Source organism: Streptomyces sp. NPDC050164, from assembly GCF_044459945.1.
Taxonomy (GTDB): domain Bacteria; phylum Actinomycetota; class Actinomycetes; order Streptomycetales; family Streptomycetaceae; genus Streptomyces; species Streptomyces coeruleorubidus_A.
The window spans coordinates 97416-115187 of sequence record NZ_JBITJK010000024.1; the positions used below are offsets into that span (position 1 = coordinate 97416).

Annotated in this window: 15 protein-coding genes and 3 pseudogenes; 10 read left to right on the forward strand and 8 right to left on the reverse strand. The window is 72.4% G+C overall.

Annotated elements, in window-relative coordinates; translation table 11 throughout:
* Positions 1 to 10: 10 nt before the first annotated feature.
* Both ACIBNA_RS28015 and ACIBNA_RS28020 read left to right on the forward strand, forming a co-directional pair.
* Positions 11 to 931: pseudogene (locus tag ACIBNA_RS28015) on the forward strand (elongation factor Tu); the annotation flags it as partial.
* A gap of 109 nt (positions 932 to 1040) precedes the next feature.
* The gene (locus tag ACIBNA_RS28020; protein WP_399167968.1) at positions 1041 to 1886 is read left to right on the forward strand and encodes a spermidine synthase; all 846 of its coding nucleotides are present in this window, start codon (positions 1041 to 1043) and stop codon (positions 1884 to 1886) included.
* A 129-nt stretch (positions 1887 to 2015) separates the two neighbouring features.
* Here the strand turns inward: ACIBNA_RS28020 and ACIBNA_RS28025 are convergent.
* Positions 2016 to 2231: pseudogene (locus ACIBNA_RS28025) on the reverse strand (MFS transporter); the annotation flags it as partial.
* A gap of 92 nt (positions 2232 to 2323) precedes the next feature.
* Positions 2324 to 3340, reverse strand: a complete 1017-nt coding sequence (locus ACIBNA_RS28030; RefSeq protein WP_399167969.1) for a hypothetical protein — start codon at positions 3338 to 3340, stop codon at positions 2324 to 2326.
* Between the two features lie 164 nt (positions 3341 to 3504).
* On the opposite strand from ACIBNA_RS28030, the gene ACIBNA_RS28035 reads away from it, so the two are divergent.
* Positions 3505 to 3957 carry a DUF4442 domain-containing protein gene (locus ACIBNA_RS28035; RefSeq protein WP_236711722.1) on the forward strand — a complete coding sequence of 151 codons (453 nt, stop codon included), beginning with the start codon at positions 3505 to 3507 and terminating at the stop codon, positions 3955 to 3957.
* 93 nt (positions 3958 to 4050) lie between these two features.
* On the opposite strand, the gene galU is transcribed toward ACIBNA_RS28035, so the two are convergent.
* Positions 4051 to 4998, reverse strand: coding sequence for a UTP--glucose-1-phosphate uridylyltransferase GalU (gene galU / locus ACIBNA_RS28040; RefSeq protein ID WP_399167970.1), 948 nt, complete (start codon positions 4996 to 4998; stop codon positions 4051 to 4053).
* A 351-nt stretch (positions 4999 to 5349) separates the two neighbouring features.
* Here galU and ACIBNA_RS28045 point away from each other — a divergent pair, with 351 nt between their 5' ends.
* Entirely contained in the window at positions 5350 to 7224 is a 1875-nt protein-coding gene (locus ACIBNA_RS28045; RefSeq protein ID WP_399167971.1) for a ricin-type beta-trefoil lectin domain protein, read from the forward strand.
* A 461-nt stretch (positions 7225 to 7685) separates the two neighbouring features.
* Here ACIBNA_RS28045 and ACIBNA_RS28050 read toward each other — a convergent pair whose 3' ends face one another.
* Positions 7686 to 7916, reverse strand: coding sequence for a hypothetical protein (locus ACIBNA_RS28050; RefSeq protein ID WP_399167972.1), 231 nt, complete (start codon positions 7914 to 7916; stop codon positions 7686 to 7688).
* Between the two features lie 239 nt (positions 7917 to 8155).
* Here ACIBNA_RS28050 and ACIBNA_RS28055 point away from each other — a divergent pair, with 239 nt between their 5' ends.
* Positions 8156 to 10543: a phosphoketolase gene (locus tag ACIBNA_RS28055; protein WP_399167973.1), complete on the forward strand. Its 2388-nt coding sequence runs from the start codon at positions 8156 to 8158 to the stop codon at positions 10541 to 10543.
* Between the two features lie 71 nt (positions 10544 to 10614).
* Entirely contained in the window at positions 10615 to 11238 is a 624-nt protein-coding gene (locus ACIBNA_RS28060; RefSeq protein ID WP_399167974.1) for a DedA family protein, read from the forward strand.
* A 12-nt stretch (positions 11239 to 11250) separates the two neighbouring features.
* On the opposite strand, the gene ACIBNA_RS28065 is transcribed toward ACIBNA_RS28060, so the two are convergent.
* The gene (locus tag ACIBNA_RS28065) at positions 11251 to 11778 is read right to left on the reverse strand and encodes a gamma carbonic anhydrase family protein (protein ID WP_399167999.1); all 528 of its coding nucleotides are present in this window, start codon (positions 11776 to 11778) and stop codon (positions 11251 to 11253) included.
* Positions 11779 to 11890: 112 nt separating this feature from the next.
* Between ACIBNA_RS28065 and ACIBNA_RS28070 the strand changes: the two genes are divergently transcribed.
* From ACIBNA_RS28070 to ACIBNA_RS28080, 3 genes are all read left to right on the forward strand, one after another.
* Positions 11891 to 12655, forward strand: coding sequence for an acyltransferase (locus ACIBNA_RS28070; protein WP_399167975.1), 765 nt, complete (start codon positions 11891 to 11893; stop codon positions 12653 to 12655).
* Positions 12656 to 12755: 100 nt separating this feature from the next.
* Complete coding sequence (locus ACIBNA_RS28075; protein WP_274814778.1) at positions 12756 to 13328, forward strand: XRE family transcriptional regulator; 573 nt, start codon at positions 12756 to 12758, stop codon at positions 13326 to 13328.
* A 43-nt stretch (positions 13329 to 13371) separates the two neighbouring features.
* A complete protein-coding gene (locus ACIBNA_RS28080) occupies positions 13372 to 13929 on the forward strand; it encodes a YbaK/EbsC family protein (protein ID WP_399167976.1) in 558 nt (185 codons plus the stop codon).
* A gap of 25 nt (positions 13930 to 13954) precedes the next feature.
* On the opposite strand, the pseudogene ACIBNA_RS28085 reads toward ACIBNA_RS28080, so the two are convergent.
* Together ACIBNA_RS28085 and ACIBNA_RS28090 are read right to left on the reverse strand one after the other, a co-directional pair.
* Positions 13955 to 14937: pseudogene (locus tag ACIBNA_RS28085) on the reverse strand (IS481 family transposase).
* 120 nt (positions 14938 to 15057) lie between these two features.
* Complete coding sequence (locus tag ACIBNA_RS28090) at positions 15058 to 16092, reverse strand: cation diffusion facilitator family transporter (protein WP_399167977.1); 1035 nt, start codon at positions 16090 to 16092, stop codon at positions 15058 to 15060.
* Positions 16093 to 16154: 62 nt separating this feature from the next.
* Here ACIBNA_RS28090 and ACIBNA_RS28095 point away from each other — a divergent pair, with 62 nt between their 5' ends.
* Complete coding sequence (locus tag ACIBNA_RS28095; protein WP_399167978.1) at positions 16155 to 16514, forward strand: ArsR/SmtB family transcription factor; 360 nt, start codon at positions 16155 to 16157, stop codon at positions 16512 to 16514.
* A 1-nt stretch (position 16515) separates the two neighbouring features.
* Here the strand turns inward: ACIBNA_RS28095 and ACIBNA_RS28100 are convergent, their stop codons facing one another.
* The gene (locus ACIBNA_RS28100) at positions 16516 to 17739 is read right to left on the reverse strand and encodes a 4-hydroxybenzoate 3-monooxygenase (protein WP_399167979.1); all 1224 of its coding nucleotides are present in this window, start codon (positions 17737 to 17739) and stop codon (positions 16516 to 16518) included.
* Positions 17740 to 17772: the final 33 nt, after the last annotated feature.

The window sequence follows — 17772 nt, forward strand, 5'->3', positions numbered from 1 at the left end:
ATGACAGGGTGGACGAACCACGTACGTCAAGAACATGGTCACGGGCGCCGCGCAGCTCGACGGGGCGATCCTCGTCGTCTCCGCGCTCGACGGGATCATGCCGCAGACCGCCGAACACGTGCTGCTCGCCCGGCAGGTGGGCGTCGACCACATCGTGGTCGCCCTCAACAAGGCCGACGCGGGCGACGAGGAGCTGACCGACCTGGTCGAGCTGGAGGTGCGCGACCTGCTCACCGCGCACGGCTACGGCGGTGACTCCGTACCCGTCGTACGGGTCTCGGGGCTGAAGGCGCTGGAGGGGGACCCGCGCTGGACGGCGTCTATCGAGGCGCTGCTCGACGCGGTGGACACGTATGTGCCGATGCCGGAGCGGTATCTGGACGCGCCGTTCCTGCTGTCCGTGGAGAACGTGCTGACCATCACCGGGCGGGGGACCGTGGTGACCGGTGCGGTGGAGCGGGGCGTGGTGCGGGTCGGGGACAAGGTCGAGGTGCTCGGGGCTTTTGTCGAGACGGTGGTCACGGGGCTGGAGACCTTCGGCAAGCCGATGGAGGAGGCCCAGGCCGGGGACAACGTGGCGCTGCTGCTGCGGGGGGTTCCTCGGGACGCCGTCCGGCGGGGGCATGTGGTGGCTGCGCCGGGGAGTGTGGTGCCGAGTCGTCGCTTCACGGCGCGGGTGTATGTGCTGTCCGCGCGCGAGGGCGGGCGTACGACGGCTGTCTCCAGCGGGTATCGGCCGCAGTTCTACATCCGTACGGCGGATGTGGTGGGGGACGTCGACCTCGGTGAGGTGGCGGTGGCGCGGCCCGGGGACACGGTGGTCATGACTGTGGAGCTGGGTCGGGAGGTGCCGCTGGAGCCGGGGCTCGGGTTCGCCATTCGTGAGGGCGGGCGGACGGTGGGGGCCGGGACCGTGACCGTGGTGGGTTGAGGTTGTGGGGGACTGCGGGCCGTCCGGGCTGGTCGCGCCCACGCGGCGGAGCCGCACGTCAGCACAGCCCCGCGCCCCTGGCGGCGTTGCCCTGTCGCACAATGGTGACGTGAGCGAGCCCATCCCCGTGACCCGCGATGTCGATCAGGGAACCGCCAAGCTGATGCCCGACGTCGACCGGGAACGGGCCTGGCTGCTGACCGTCGACGGGGCGCCGCAGTCGTATGTCGATCTGGACGAGCCCACGCATCTGGAGTTCGAGTACGCGCGCCGGCTCGGGCACGCGCTGGACGTGGTCGCGGAGCCGGGGCGTGCCCTGGACGTGCTGCACCTCGGTGGCGGCGCGCTCACGCTGCCGCGGTACGTGGCCGTGACCCGGCCGGGGTCCCGGCAGGACGTCGTCGAGGCCGATCGGGGGCTGCTGGAGCTGGTGGCCGAGTATCTGCCGTTGCCCGAGGGTGCCCGGGTCGCGCTGCACGCGGCGGACGCGCGGAGGTGGCTGGAGAACGCCGCCGGGGGCTCGGCCGACGTGATCGTCGCCGATGTGTTCGGCGGTTCGCGGGTTCCGGCGCATCTCACGTCCGTCGCCTATGTGCGGGAGGCCGCGCGGGTCCTGCGGGGCAGTGGGGTCTACCTCGCCAATCTCCCCGATGCTGCGCCGTTCGACTTCCTGCGGTCGCAACTCGCCACCCTGGCCGCCGCCTTCGAGGAGCTCGTGCTGATCGCCGAGCCGGGTGTGCTGCGTGGGCGGCGGTTCGGGAACGCGGTGCTCGTGGCCGGGCACGAGCCCGTGGACGTCGCCGCCCTGGGCCGGCTCATGGCTGCCGACGCCTTCCCGGCCCGGGTCGAACACGGCGCCGCCCTGCGAGAGTTCATCGGGGACGCGCGTGCGGTGCGGGACAAGGACGCCGTGCCGTCACCCGAGCCCCCCGACGGGGCGTTCGGTATCGGCTGACGCGTGCTCGGTGCCGCCCTGGGTCACCGGTGTCGTCCCGCGCCGCAGGTCGCGTACGTCCGGTACGCACAGCGCGGACGCTCCTGGTGCAGGGCCGCCATCCAGGAATACGGATGTCGGCGGTGTCGCCCGGCCGGAGAACTCCCGCCAGCCCTCCCGCAGATCGGCGAGCAGACCGCCGCCCGGTGCGCGCGGCGGGATGTGGCCTACGTCGAGGAAGCCCGCAGCGCACCGGCGAGGGCGAAGCAGCCGCGTCCGCCGCGAGCACTCAGCCGGCCCGATCGCGGCCACCATGGCACAGCCGACCGCGGCACCGGCCAGGGCCGCGCCCTGCCAAACCATTTGCGCGTCGTCCCGGGGATCCGGTGCGCGTCGTCCCGGGGTTCCGGTGAGCCGGGCCCGACCCATGCCGGGGGCGGGCCCGTTCGGCTTCCGGGTCAGCCTCCGGTCGGCTCCCCGTGCAGCCGGACCGTGCTGAGGATCTTCATGATGGTCTCCTTGGGCACCTCGCCCTTGACGCCCTTGGCCCCGAAGAAACTCCACGCGACGAAGTCGCCGGCCGAGTTCTTGAAGCCGAACGTGACCGCCTTGCCGTCGCTCGCGCACTTGCCCTTGTCGGGCGTGTTCTCCGACCACGCCCAGGCGACGCTGCCCTTCACACCCGCGGCGGTGGTGTAGGGCACGGCCTTCTCGTCGGTCTTGACGCTCTTCTTGTCCGGCTGCGTGTAGCCGCCGAACACCCACGAGGCCGCCTGGTTGAGCGCGACCTCGTCGGTGTTCTTCGCGCCGTCCGCGCCCTTGGTGCCCGCCCCGGCCAGGGACTCGCTCTCGGTCCTGCCGTCCTTGTTGTCGTCGCTCGTGCACCACTCGGACTTGTAGAAGGCCGGCGCCGACATGAGGATGAGCGGCTTGCCGTCGTCGGACTTCTCGTCCTCGAAGAAGACGTACGACGTCGGGGACGCCACCTCCCAGTCCGCCGGGACGTCGAAGGCCGTGCCCCACTTGGGGTTGATGACGACCTTCCAGCCCTTGACCGTGGGCTTCTCCTCCTCGCCGCCGCGGGGGTTGTCGCCGCCCGTGGCGGGTGCGCTCGGCTTCGCGGACGGGCTCGCCGGCGCCGTGTTCTTCTCGCTCTTGCCCTTGCCGCCGTCCGCCGTGTCGTCCTTGTCGCCGCCCAGCACCAGGAAGCCCGTGACACCGGCCGCCACGACCACCGCCGTGGCGGCGATGATCGCGACCAACTTCGTCCGGTTGCCGCCGCCACCGCCCTGCGGGGGCTGCGGCGCGCCGGCCGGCCCGGGGGCACCCCATTGCGGCTGCTGCCCATAGGGGTTGGGCTGCTGCTGATAGCCCGGCTGCTGATACGGATTCGGCTGCTGGTACCCCGGCTGCTGGTACGGGTTGTTCGCTTGCGGGTTCTGCTCGCCCCCGGGCGGCTGCTGTCCTGGCCACATGGGCAGCCACCCTAGCCGCGCTCCGGACACGATTCGGTCACTGCCCGTGGACGGAGACGTAGCAACCCGCGAACGGGGCGGCGCGGACGGTTGGGGCGAGGACCGGTGCGGCGGTCGTCACACGGACCTGGCCAGCCGTCTCTACTCGTGAGTAACATGCGGCCATGAGCGCAGACCAGATGTCCATCGGCGAGATGCTCGCCGCCACGGTGCCCATGGCCCGGACCCTCAACCTCGAGTTCCTCGAGACGACGCCGGAGCGGGCGGTGGTGTCCCTGCCGGACCAGGGCGAATACCACAACCACGTGGGCGGGCCGCACGCCGGGGCGATGTTCACGCTCGGCGAGTCCGCGAGCGGGGCGATCGTGCTGGCCGCGTTCGGGGACCAGCTCTCGCGCGCCGTGCCGCTCGCCGTCAGCGCCGAGATCTCCTACAAGAAGCTGGCAATGGGTGCGGTCACCGCGACCGCGACCCTCGGTCGTCCGGCCGCCGAGGTCGTCGCGGAGCTGGACGCGGGCGAGCGCCCGGAGTTCCCGGTGGCCATCGCCATCCAGCGGGCCGATGGTGCGGTGACCGGCGAGATGACTGTCGTGTGGACGCTGCGTCCCAACGGCTGATCCGGCTGTCGTGTGAGCGGGCCCCGGCCGGGTGCCGGGGCTCTCGCATGCCGGGCTGCGATGTCCCGTTGCCGGGCTGCGGCGTCCCCGCTGTCAGGCTGCGACGTCCCGCCGCGCGGGGTGTGCGCCGTCGAGGCCGGCGACGAACTCCTTGAGCCACGCCACGAACTCCGGCCCCAGGCCGGGGCGGTCGCAGGCCAACCGGACCACCGTGCGCAGGTAGTCGGCCTTGTCGCCGGTGTCGTAGCGCAGGCCCTTGAAGACGACTCCGTGCACCGTGCCGCCCGCGGCCAGTTCCTGGAGGGCGTCGGTCAGCTGGATCTCGCCGCCCCGGCCCGGCGGGGTGCGCTCCAGGACGTCGAAGACGGCCGGGTCCAGGACGTAGCGCCCGATGACCGCGTAACGGCTGGGCGCGTCCCGCCGACCCGGCTTCTCGACCAGGCCGGTGACGCGGACGACGTCCTCCTCGCCGGTCGGCTCCACGGCCGCGCAGCCGTAGAGGTGGATCTGTTCCGGTGGGACCTCCAGCAGGGCGACCACGCTGCCGAGCCGGCGGTCGCGGACGTCGAGCATCCGGCTGAGCAGGCTCTCGCGCGGGTCGATCAGGTCGTCGCCGAGGAGGACCGCGAAGGGCTGGTCGCCGACGTGCCGGCGGGCGCACAGCACGGCGTGGCCGAGGCCGAGCGGCTCCCCCTGCCGGATGTGGTGGATGCTCGCCAGCCGCGCCGGGTCGCGCACCGTGTCCAGCCGCACGGTGTCGCCCTTGGCCGCGAGGGTCTGCTCCAGCTCGAAGGCGTGGTCGAAGTGGTCCTCGATGGCCCGCTTGTGCCGGCCGGTGACCATCAGGACGTCGTCCAGTCCCGCCGCTGCCGCCTCCTCGACGACGTACTGGATGGCCGGCTTGTCGACGACCGGCAGCATCTCCTTGGGCGTCGCCTTCGTGGCGGGCAGGAAGCGGGTGCCGAGACCGGCGGCCGGGACGACCGCCTTGCGCACGGTGCGGGCGGGGGTGACCGGGGTGGAAGAGTGGGGGGCGATCATGCGGCCCATGCTGGCGGGCGGAGATGAGAGCGCGCCGAGAGTCACATGGGAGCGGGCTGTGGAGTTGGAGATTTCGTGGACCAACCGTCTTTGGCTGCACACAACTTGAGAACGATCGCGGCAGTGGTTCTCGAAAACCGGTGCGGATACCGCCGGTAACATATCTGAATTCCCCTCGCTTTGAACTTGGGTCATCGAACTCCTTGTTACCTGTGAGTCGCGTGTGCGAAAGTGAGCCGCCTCACAGCCGAGTCCGCAGCTGACGCGGCATAGGTATGCACCAATCACGCACCTGCTTTCCGACGGACGCGCAATTCGCCTGCCGTCCTGCGGCTGGAAGGAAATGGTTCAGTGCAGTCCCCTCACCCCCCACGTCCGCCGTACCCGCCGCGCCCGGGAGCGGGACCCGCGGATTCCGATCGCAATCTCCTCGCCCGGGTCGGTGATACCGGTGAAGGCCCACGCGCCGCCGCGCTGTTGCTGGCCCGGCACTGGCGGGCGGTGTACGAGTACGCCGTGATCTGCCTGGCCTCCTCGCAGGATTCGGCGTCGATGGCCGCCGCCGCCGCGTTCCGCCGGGAACTCGCCCGGCCGGGCGGCGGCGCCCTGCGCCCGCGACTGCTCGCGGCCGTGCGGGACACGGTCGGGGAGTGGGCCGCGGACGACGGCATTTCCGGAGTGCTGCCGGAACTCCGCAAACCCGTCGGCGCCCGCGGTCTGCGTGCCGCGCGGTCCGTGACAGCCGAAAGGCGGCGGCTCGCCGAGCGCGCATTCCGGGCCCTTCCGGGGGCTTCCCAATGCCTGCTCTGGCACACCGAGGTCGAGGCCGAGCCCATATCCGTACCAGCCGGTCTGCTGGGAGTGGACGTCCGTACCGCATCGACCGCGCTGGAGCAGGCGCGCGAGCAATTCCGGGCGGGTTGCGTCCGGGCCCACCGGGAACTCGCGCCGACGCGGGAATGCCGCTTCTACAACCGTCTGCTGGACGTTCCGATGCGCCGCGGCGGGGCCCTGCTGCCGGATGTGCAACGGCATCTGATGGCCTGCCGCTACTGCCGGCACGCCGCCGAACAACTCAGCCATTTCGAGGGCGGGTTGGAGGACCTGCTCGTCGAGACCGTGCTCGGCTGGGGCGCCCGCCGCTACCTCGCATCACGGCCGGGCCGCGACGGGGGCCGGGGCGCCCTGCCCGCGGTCCCGGCCGGTGGCCGACACCGGCTCCGGGCCCATGCCCTGCCGGCGGGCGGCCGGCTCGGGCCGTCGAGGAGACGTTCGAAGGCGCTGGCCGCCGCGGTCGGGGTGACCTCCCTCGTGCTGCTCGCGACAGTGCTGGCCGCCAGGGGCTGGACCGAGGAGGGCGGCACCGTCGCTCCCCAGGCCACCTGGGGAGCGGTCAGCGGCCACTCCGTCGCCCCGGATTCCGCGGGAACCTCCCCGGCCGGCCTCCCGTCGGCCGCGTCCGCGGGTCACCCCGCCGAAGTGGCCCGTGGGCGACTGCGCAACCTCGACGCCGGCCTGTGCCTCGACGTCCGGGGCGGCCGGGCCCGGGCCGACGCCCGGGCCGTCCTGACCTCCTGCTCCGCCGCCGGGTCCCTCCAGTGGTCGTACCACGACGACGGCATGCTGCGCGTCGCCGCCGACCCCACCCTCTGCCTCGGCTCCGACACCGCCGAGGGCTCGGTCGTCCTGACCGGCTGCCTCGTGCACGCCGGAGTGGTGCGCTACGACCTGACCGTGCGCGGCGAACTCCTGCCGCGCGGCGGCAAGGGGCTGGCCGTCTCCCATGGCAACGGCCGGAACGTGATCGTCGCCGGGCGCGACGGGTCCGAGGCGCAGCGATGGGCGCTGGAACCGGAGGCTGCTCCCGGCGGCGACGCGGAGAAGCCGGGGGAGCGGCGGAGCCAGGACACACCCCGGGGGAGCCGTAATAAGGAAAGCGGCCAGAAGGAGAGCCGCAGGGAGGAGGAGCCGTACGACGACGCCCCGCCCGGGCATCGGCCCGAGCCTCCGCAGAGCAAGTCCGGGGCCCTGCCGCAGGAGCGGTACGAGACGCGGTTCGCCCGGGCGGACTGCTGCGACGCAGCGGAACCGGGAGGGGCCCCCGGCGACACCGGCGCGCCCGACACCGACGTACTCGGTCCGGCGCCCCACACCGACGCACTCGTTTCAGCGCCGGCCACCGTGACCACGGCCGTGACGACGACGCTCCACTCCGCGCTCCGGTAGACGGGGCGCCGGGGTTTCCGCCGGGTCATGCCGCCCCGATCCCGGGGCGGGCCTCCGGGCGTCCGCAGGGCCAGGTCGCCCAGGTCCCGAGGACTGGGCTCCTCCAATGTCACCGGCCGGGCAGCCAAACCCGTTCCCGAGTGCGGCCTTCCGGCGTCACTGGCCCGGTCGGCCGGGGCCGTTTCCGAGGCCGGCCCGGTCTCCCCGAGTCATTCCCGAGGCCGCCCCCGGCCCCCGCCGTCACACGCGACGCCCTCCGTCGTGTCACCCGATCGGGTGGCCCACCCCCCGGGTCCTCGGCGAGTGGTTCAGGCGGTCCGCCGGTGCTGTCCGACGAGGTGTCAGACCCGCCTGGCGCATAGTGCGTTGCAAGACCGACACCGTCCCCCGATTCCCCCGGCGGTCCGCCCTGCGTCTGCTCGGTGGAGCGATCGCCGTCGCCGCGGCGGCCACCGGTGGTCTCACCGTGCCCGTCCCGTGCCCACGCGCGGGACGGGCACGGCCCGGGCGTCGGCGCCCGCGTCGAAGGGCTGCTCGCGCGTCTCACCCTCGACGAGAAGATCTCCCTGCTGCACGGCGCCACCGACCCGAGCCCGCTCGGACAGGCGGGCTACGTCCCCGGGGTGAAGCGGCTCGGCATCCCGCCGCTGCGGCTCGCCGACGGCCCGGCCGGTGTCCGGGTCACCCGGCACGCCACCGCCCTGCCCGCCCCCGTCCTGCTGGCCTCCGCCTTCGACCCCGACCTGGCCAGGCGCTACGGGCGGGATCGGGGCGTCGTCACGGGATCTGCGGCTGCGGACGAGCGTACGGGTGGGCGGCTGACGCGGCGCGTACCGCACAGCGGGCGGCACATGGCCGGGAGGCGCCGGGCATCGAACCGGAACAGACTGGTACTCCTCCTGAGGCCGTCGCAGAACCCAGGGAGTCACTCATGCCCGAGGCCCCGCGCCTGGACACCAGCACGCAACCGACCGACGAGGAACTGCGCACGCTGGACGCCCACTGGCGGGCCGCCAACTACCTGGCGGCCGGACAGATCTACCTGCTGGCGAACCCCCTGCTGACCGAGCCGCTGCGGCCCGAGCACATCAAGCCGCGACTGCTGGGCCACTGGGGCACCTCGCCCGGGCTCAACCTCGTCCACACGCACCTCAACCGGGTGATCAAGAACCGCGGGCTGGACGCCGTGTGCATCTGGGGCCCGGGCCACGGCGGCCCGTCGGTGCTGGCCAACTCCTGGCTGGAGGGCAGCTACAGCGAGAAGTACCCGGACGTGACACGGGACGCGCAGGGCATGGAGCTGCTGCTGCGGCAGTTCTCCTTCCCCGGCGGCGTGCCCAGCCACGTCGCCCCGGAGGTGCCCGGCTCGATCCACGAGGGCGGCGAACTCGGCTACTCCCTCGCCCACGCCTACGGCGCCGCCCTCGACCACCCCGGCCTGCTGGTCGCCTGCGTGATCGGCGACGGCGAGGCCGAGACCGGCCCGCTGGCCGGCTCCTGGCACGCCAACAAGTTCCTCGACCCCGTCCACGACGGTGCCGTCCTGCCGATCCTGCACCTCAACGGCTACAAGATCGCCAACCCGACCGTGCTCGCCCGGCTCCCGGAGTCCGAGCTCGACGCGCTCCTGCGCGGCTACGGCCACGAGCCGATCCACGTCGGCGGCGACGACCCCGCCGTCGTCCACCGCGCGATGGCCCGGGCGATGGACACCGCCCTCGACCGCATCGCCGAGGCCCAGCGCGCCGCCCGCGAGGAGGGCGTGACCGGGCGCCCGCACTGGCCGGTGATCGTGCTGCGCACCCCGAAGGGCTGGACCGGCCCGGCCGAGGTCGACGGCGAGCCGGTCGAGGGCACCTGGCGCTCCCACCAGGTTCCGCTGGCCGGCGTCCACGACAACCCGGAACACCTGCGGCAACTGGAGGCCTGGCTGCGCTCCTACCGGCCCGAGGAGCTGTTCGACGCCGAGGGCCGGCCGGTCGCGGACGTCCTCGCCTGCGTCCCCGAGGGCAGCAGGCGGCTCGGCGCCACCCCATACGCCAACGGCGGGCTGCTCGTCCGCGACCTGCCGATCCCGTCCCTGGACGACTTCGCCGTCCCCGTCGACAAGCCCGGCACGACCCTGCACGAGCCCACGCGCGTCCTCGGCGACCTCCTGGCCCAGGTCATGCGGGACACCGCCGGGCGTCGCGACTTCCGCCTGGTCGGCCCGGACGAGACCGCCTCCAACCGGCTCCAGGCCGTCTTCGACGCCAGCGGCAAGGCCTGGCAGGCCGAGACCCTCGACGTCGACGAGCACCTCGACCGGCACGGCCGGGTGATGGAGGTCCTCTCCGAACACCTCTGCCAGGGCTGGCTGGAGGGCTATCTGCTCACCGGCCGGCACGGGCTGTTCTCCTGCTACGAGGCGTTCGTGCACATCGTCGACTCGATGGTCAACCAGCACATCAAATGGCTGCGCACCTCCCGGCGACTGCCGTGGCGCGCCCCCATCGCCTCCCTCAACTATCTGCTGACCTCACACGTGTGGCGGCAGGACCACAACGGCTTCTCCCACCAGGACCCCGGCTTCGTCGACCACGTCCTCAACAAGAGCCCCGAGGTCGTCCGGGTCTACCTCCCGCCGGACGCCAACACCCTGCTGTCCGTCGCCGACCACGCCCTGCGCAGCCGCGACTACGTCAACGTCGTCGTGGCCGGCAAGCAGCCCTGCTTCGACTGGCTGTCGATGGACGAGGCCCGCGTCCACTGCGCCCGCGGCGCCGGCATCTGGGAGTGGGCCGGCACCGAGGACGGCTCCCGCGAACCCGACGTGGTGCTGGCCTGCGCCGGGGACGTCCCCACCCAGGAGATCCTGGCCGCCGCGCACCTGCTCCGCCGGCACCTGCCCGACCTGTCGGTCCGCGTGGTGAACGTCGTCGACCTCGCCCGGCTGCTGCCCCGCGAGGAACATCCGCACGGCATGAACGACTTCGAGTACGACGGCCTCTTCACCACCGACAAGCCGGTGATCTTCGCCTACCACGGCTATCCGTGGCTGGTCCACCGCCTGGCCTACCGCCGCACCGGCCACCAGCACCTGCACGTGCGCGGCTACAAGGAGGCCGGCACCACCACCACGCCCTTCGACATGGTCGTCCGCAACGACCTCGACCGCTATCGCCTCGTCATGGACGTCATCGACCGCGTCCCGGGCCTCGCGGTGCGCGCCACGGCCGTACGCCAGCGCATGGCCGACGCCCGCACCCGCCACCACGCCTGGATCCGTGAGCACGGCACCGACCTGCCCGAGGTCGCCGAGTGGAACTGGAACGCCTGAGTCGCAGGGGACGTCTTGTCACCCGGTAGGCTTCCCGTGCACGCAGGGAAGCACAGGGAAAGGATCCGGCGTTGCACGTCCAGGAGTGGCTCGAGACCGTACCCGCGGTCGCCGTCTACGCACTGGTGGGACTGGTCATCGGCCTGGAAAGCCTGGGCATCCCGCTGCCGGGTGAGATCATCCTGGTCTCCTCCGCGCTGCTGGCCTCCCAGCACGGTGCCATCGACCCCGTCGTCCTCGGCGCCAGTGCCACGGCCGGCGCGATCATCGGCGACTCCATCGGCTACGCCATCGGCCGCAAGGGCGGCCGCCCCCTGCTGGCCTGGCTCGGCAAGAAGTTCCCCAAGCACTTCAGCGAGGGCCACATCGCCACCGCCGAGCGCTCCTTCGAGAAGTGGGGCATGTGGGCCGTCTTCTTCGGCCGCTTCGTCGCCCTCCTGCGCATCTTCGCGGGCCCCCTCGCCGGTGTGCTCCGCATGCCGTACTGGAAGTTCCTCATCGCCAACATCCTCGGCGGCATCGTCTGGGCAGGCGGCACGACGGCGGTCATCTACTACGTGGGCATCGTCGCCGAGTCCTGGCTGAAGCGCTTCTCCTGGCTGGGCCTGGTGGCGGCGGTCCTCGTCGGCCTCACCTCCATGCTGGTCCTCAAGCGCAAGGCGAAGAAGGCAGCACCCGCTGTCGCCGCCGAGTAGGTTTCCGCGAACCTACGCATGCACCTCGCGGTGCGCCTTGGCCAGCTCGGCGTACATCGTGCCGTTGAGGGTGATCCCCTGCCGCTCCTCCTCAGTCAAGGGCCGCTTGACCTTGGCCGGCACACCGGCGACAAGCGACCCGGGCGGCACCTGCATCCCCTGCGGCACCAGCGCCTGCGCGGCGACGAGCGACCCGGCCCCGATCACCGCCCCGTTCAGAACCGTCGCCCCCATACCGATCAGACAGTCGTCCTCGACGGTCGCCCCGTGCACCACCGCGTTGTGCCCGATGGACACCCGCTCACCCACCGTGACGGGAAACCCCGGGTCGGCATGGAGGGTGCAGTTGTCCTGAACGTTGCTGCTCGCGCCGACGGAGATCGTCTCGACGTCACCGCGCAGGACGGCCCCGTACCAGACACTCGCGCCCACCTCCAGCGTCACGCCCCCGATCACCGAAGCCGTCGGCGCCACGAACGCCTCCGGATCGACCTGCGGCTCCCTGCCGCCGATACCCGTGATCATCGCCCGCTGTCCCATGTCCGCCTCCAGAAACGTCGTAGACAACGCGCAAACCGTACGACACTCGATGGGGCGAAGATCACAGGCCTCCGACCCCGCGGGGTGAGCTACCGCTGAGTACGGTGACCTCGTGCCGAAGCGCAAGAACACGTTCTCATCCTGGCGGCGCGGCCTCGCGCAGCGCGCCGTCCACGCGGGCTGGGCCTGGGTGCAGCGCACGGGTTCCGTGACCGCCGAACATCCCGGGCGCTACCGATTCGGCGCGATGGGAACAGGTACCAGACTCGCCTTCCCGCTCGGCACGGTCTTCGGCGAACCCTGGATCCACGTGGGCGCCCACTGCATCATCGGCGAGCAGGTCACCCTCACCGCGGGCCTGATGCCCGACCTCGACCTCGGCCCGGACCCGATCCTGCGCATCGGCGACGGCGTCGTCCTGGGCCGCGGCAGTCACGTCATCGCGGACACGACGGTCACCATCGGCAGCGACTGCTACTTCGGTCCGTACGTCTACGTCACGTCCACGAACCACTCCTACGACGATCCCCACGAGCCGATCGGCAAGCAGTGGCCGCGGATGGAGCCGGTGGAGATCGGGGCCGGCTGCTGGATCGGCACGGGCGCGGTGATCCTGCCCGGTGCCCGGATCGGGCGGAACGTGGTGGTGGCCGCGGGCGCGGTCGTCCGGGGCCAGGTGCCCGATCACTCCGTGGTGGCGGGTGCGCCGGCGCGCGTCGTACGGCGCTGGACACCGGCCGACGGCTGGCAGCCGCCCCTGCGCACGCCGCCGCCGGTGCCGATACCGCAGGGCGTCACCCCCGAGCAGCTGTGCGCCCTGTCGGACCTGGACGAGGAGACGGCGGCCGGACTCGCCGAGCTGGAACCGGAGTCCTGAACCCGGCGACGGGCCGCGCAGTACAGTTCAGTGAACGCTCAGGTCAACCACACCATAGTGCAGCCAGCTGCACTATGGCATGCAGAATATTGGATGGAATGTGTCGGACCTCGACCTGCTGACCCAGTCCCTGGCGCGCAGCGTCAAGCACTGGCGCGCGGTGCGCGGCTTCACCCTGGACGTGCTCGCCGCCCGGGCGGGTGTCAGCCGCGGCATGCTCATCCAGATCGAGCAGGCCCGCACCAACCCCAGCCTCGGCACCGTCGTCAAGATCGGCGACGCGCTCGGCGTCAGCATCACCACCCTCCTCGACTACGAGCAGGGCCCGAGGGTCCGCATCGTCCCCGCCGAGCAGGCCGTACGGCTGTGGCACACCGAGGCAGGCAGTTACAACCGGCTGCTCGCGGGCACCGAGGCGCCCGGCCCGCTGGAGATGTGGGACTGGCGGCTGATGCCCGGCGAGAACAGCCCGTCCGACCCGCACCCCGCCGGCACCATGGAGCTGCTCCACGTCACGGCCGGGGAGCTGACGCTCACCGTCGACGGCGTGGAGCACCGCGTCCCCGCCGGCGCGAGCGTGTCCTTCGAGGCCAACCTCCCGCACACGTACGGCAACACCGGCGACGTTCCGATGGAGATGATGATGGCCGTCTCGGTGCCGCCCGTGACCTGAGACGCCCGGTCCGAGGGCGGTCCGGTGTTGTTAGCGTGCCGTTATGCGCGCTCCCATCGGACACTTCGACGACGCCCGTCCGGCCCCGGCCTGCCTCGACGAGCTCACCGGCCCGGTCGCCGACGCCGTACGCCACTGGCGCGGCAGCGTCCCCGCCGACCAGATCCTCTACGTCGACACCGACCCGGAGTGGGCCGACACGGCCGTCTTCGTGGAGCACTACGGGCGGGAGCTGCTGGAGCAGTCCGCGAACTGCGTGGTCGTCGCGGGCAAGCGTGGCGGCGAGTCCACGCTCGCCGCGTGCGTGGTGCTGTCCACCACCCGTGTCGACGTCAACGGCGTCGTACGCCGCCAACTCGGCGCCCGCAAGGCCTCGTTCGCCGCGATGGACACGGCGACCGGGGAGACCGGCATGGAGTACGGCGGCATCACCCCGCTCGGACTGCCCGGCGGCTGGCCCGTGCTGGTGGACGCGGCCGTCGTCGACCTGCCGTACGTGCTGGTCGGCAGCGGCCGGCGGCGCGGCAAGCTGCTGGTGCCGGGCAAGGCGTTCGCGGAACTGCCGGGCGCGGTGGTGCTGGAGGGGCTCGGGGTCGCCTGAGGGGCAGGTTCTTTGCGGACACCCCCTAGGTGTGCTGATCGGGCAGGTTGGTGACGCGGCTGGCTGGGGTGTGGCCGCCGATGCCGGTGTGGGGGCGGTGGTAGTTGTACCAGTCCAGCCAGTCGGGGAATGCGGCCTGTCGTTCGGCGTCTGAGGTGTAGGGCCGGTGGTAGGCCCACTCGTCGAGCAGGGTGCGGTGGAAGCGTTCGACCTTGCCGTTGGTCTGGGGCCGCCAGGGCCGGGTCCAGCGGGGGCTGATGCCCAGGTCGTGGCAGGTCTGGCGCCAGGTGTTCTTGGTGTAGGCCCAGGCGTTGTCGGTCAGGACCCGTTCGACGGTGATGCCGCGTTCGGTGAACCAGGTGGTGGCGCGGGTGAGGAAGCCTGCGCAGGTCGGGGCGGTCTCGTCGGGCAGGTCTTCCGTATAGGCCAGGCGGGAGTGGTCGTCCAGGGCGGTGTGCAGGTAGGCGTATCCGGCGCCGTTGCGGCGGTCTTTGTTCGGGCTGCCGGCCGCACGGCCCAGCGCCTTGTGGCCGCCGCCGTCAGGGATGCGGCCGAGTTTCTTGACGTCGATGTGGACCAGTTCGCCAGGCTGGGCGCGTTCGTAGCGGCGGACGGGCTCACTGGTGGCCCGGTCGGTGGCTGCCAGGGCGGGCAGGTGGTGACGGCGCAGGATGCGGTGGGCGGTGGAAGCGGTGATGCCGCATCGGGCGGCCAGCCGGACAGGGCCGATGCGGTGCTCGCAGCGCAGGCGGACGACCTGCTGTTCGACCGTGGCCGGGGTGCGCAAGGGCTGGTGGTGCGGGCGGCTGGAGCGGTCCTGCATGCCGGCTGTGCCGTGCAGCCGGTAGCGGCCTGCCCAGCGGGCCGCGGTGGTGTGGCTGACCTGGAAGCGTTCCGCGGCCCGCCGAAGCGGCCAGCCGTCGTCGACGGCACACCGGGCCAGTCGACGGCACACCGGGCCAGACGCAGCCTGCCGGTCGGAGTCAGCGGGGCATTACGGTGGGACAACGAGGGCCTCCTGGATGCCGGTTGTAGATGTCGCAATCCACACCGAAACCAGGGGCCCTCACCTCTTTCAAGGACCGCTCAAGGCGTGTCGCCTGTCACCAACGTCCCCGAACAGCACACCTAGGCCACCGCGTGGTGGGCCAGCGGCAGATGCGGGTCGGCCTCGCCGGGGGCCGGTTCCGGGTCGGCGTGGACCAGGGCCGCGGTGAGGCGGGGCACGGCGTGCAGCAGGGCGTGCTCGGCGTCGACGGCGATGCGGTGGGCCTGGCGTACGGTCACGTCACCGTCCACCACGACCGCGACCTCGGCACGCAGCCGGTGACCGATCCAGCGCAGCCGCAGCTCGCCGACCCCGCGCACCCCGGCGACCTCGGTCAGCGCCCGCTCGGCCCGGTCCACCAGGGCCGGGTCGACCGCGTCCATCACCCGGCGGAACACCTCCCGCGCGGCGTCCCGCAGCACCAGCGCGATCGCCGCCGTGATCGCCAGCCCGACGATCGGGTCGGCCAGTTGCCAGCCCAGGGCCGATCCGCCGGCGCCCAGCAGCACGGCCAGCGAGGTGAAACCGTCGGTGCGGGCGTGCAGTCCGTCGGCGACCAGCGCGGCCGAGCCGATCGCACGGCCGACGCGGATGCGGTAGCGGGCCACCCACTCGTTGCCCGCGAACCCGACGAGGGCGGCAACGGCGACCGCCGGGACGTGCTGGACCGGGCGCGGGTCGAGGAGGCGGTCGATCGCCGTCCAGCCGGCGAAGGCCGCCGACGCGGCGATCGTCAGCACGATCACCAGGCCCGCCAGGTCCTCGGCCCGCCCGTAGCCGTAGGTGAAGCGCCGGGTGGCCGCGCGCCGGCCCAGTACGAAGGCGATGCCGAGCGGTACGGCGGTGAGCGCGTCCGCGGCGTTGTGCACGGTGTCCCCGAGCAGCGCCACCGAGCCGGAGACGGCCACCACGACCGCCTGAGCCAGCGCCGTCACGCCGAGCACCGCGAGCGAGACCCACAGCGCCCGCATCCCGCGGGCCGAGGACTCCAGTGCGGGGTCGACCTTGTCGGCCGTCTCATGGGAGTGCGGCGTGAGGAGGTGGGAGAGGCGGTGCCGGAGGCCATGCCGGTGTCCCCGGTCGTGAGAGTGGGAGTGCTGGTGCCGGTCGCTCACGTGCGTCCCCTTCCGGTGCGTGCGAGTGGACGTGCCCACGCCCATGGGGCCATTATGTGCGTATGAGCGCACGCATGCACCTGTCATCTGCGCACGATGCGCATCCGCGCAGCCCGGGCGAGGAACAGTTCGCGCTCGCCGCCGAACTCCTCGCCCTGCTCGGCGACCGCACCCGCCTCGCCCTGCTGCACGCGCTGGCCGAGACAGAGGCCGACGTCACGACCCTCACTCAGAGGTGCGGGGCGGCCCGGCCCGCCGTCAGTCAGCACCTGGCGCGACTGCGTCTGGCGGGCCTGGTGATCACGCGCAAGGAGGGCCGCCGGGTGATCTACTCGCTCCGCGACGGCCATCTGCGCCGGCTCGTGGACGAGGCGCTGAACGTGGCCGACCACCGGCTCACCGACCGGCCCGTCCACGACTGAATCAGTACCGCGCGGCCGTCCCGAGGTACTGCTCGGCGAAGGCGGCGGCCGCCGCGGGTGACGTGAACAGGCGGCGCAGCCGGGCCAGCGTGATGCCCGCGCGGAACGGGTCGCCCGCCGCCGTGCCGTGGTACACCTCGGACAGCCACTGCGAGAACTCCTGGTAGTCCCACACCCGCCGCAGGCACGCCTGCGCATAGCCGCCGAGGCCGCTTTCGCCCCCACCGGTCAGGCGGGCCACCAGGGCGTCGCCGAGCAGGAAGGCGTCGTGCAGGGCGAGGTTCATGCCCTTCGCGGCGATGGGGGCGACCAGATGGGCCGCGTCTCCGGCGAGGAAGAGCCGGCCGGACACCATCGGCTCGACCACGTAGTCGTGCATGTCCAGCACGCGCTTCTCGATCAGCCGCCCCTCGGCCAGCGGCGGCACACCGGCCGCCCCGAGCCGCTCCTGGAGCTCCGCCCAGACGCGCTCGTGCGGCCAGTTCTCCGGGTCGTCGCCCGGCGGGCACTGGAGGTAGTAGCGGGTCACCTCCGGGCTGCGGGGCATCTGTCCGGCGAACCCCTTGGCGTGGCAGCCGAACAGCACGCAGTCGGCGGACGGCGGCGCCTCGGCGAGCACGGCCAGCCAGCCGATGCCGTAGTCGTGCCGCGCGACCCGGACCCGCTCCGGCGGCAGGGATGCCCGCGTCACCCCGCGCGCCCCGTCGCAGCCGGCCACGAAGTCGCAGTGCACCACCCGGTGTTCACCCGTCTCCGGGCAGGTGTACGACACCGACGGCCGGTCGGTGTCGATGTCGTGCACCCGCACGTCCCGGACCCCGAAACGGATCCGTCCGCCGCGGATGTCGGCGTACTCGCGCACCAGGTCCGTCACCAGCAACGGCTGCGGATAGACGAAGTGATGACTGCCAGTCAGCTCGCCGTAGGGGAACCGGTACCGCTCGCCGTCGAAGCGGAACTCGCACGCGGTGTGCAGCTCCGCGCGGTCCAGCAGGTTCCGGGCGAGGCCCCGCTTCTCCAGGCCCCGCACGGCCCATTCCTCGATGACTCCGGCCCGGGGCCGCTGTTCGATGAACTCGCGGGTCTCGGTCTCCAGCACCAGGCAGTCCACGGACGCCGCCCGCAGGATGTTGCCGACGGTCAGCCCCGCGGGGCCGGCGCCCACGACAACGACCGGGAAGCGTTGCGGGGCGCCGGAGCCGGGAGCCCGGGAGGCGTGGGGCATGCGCTCATTATGGAGGCGCCGGCCGCGGGTGGG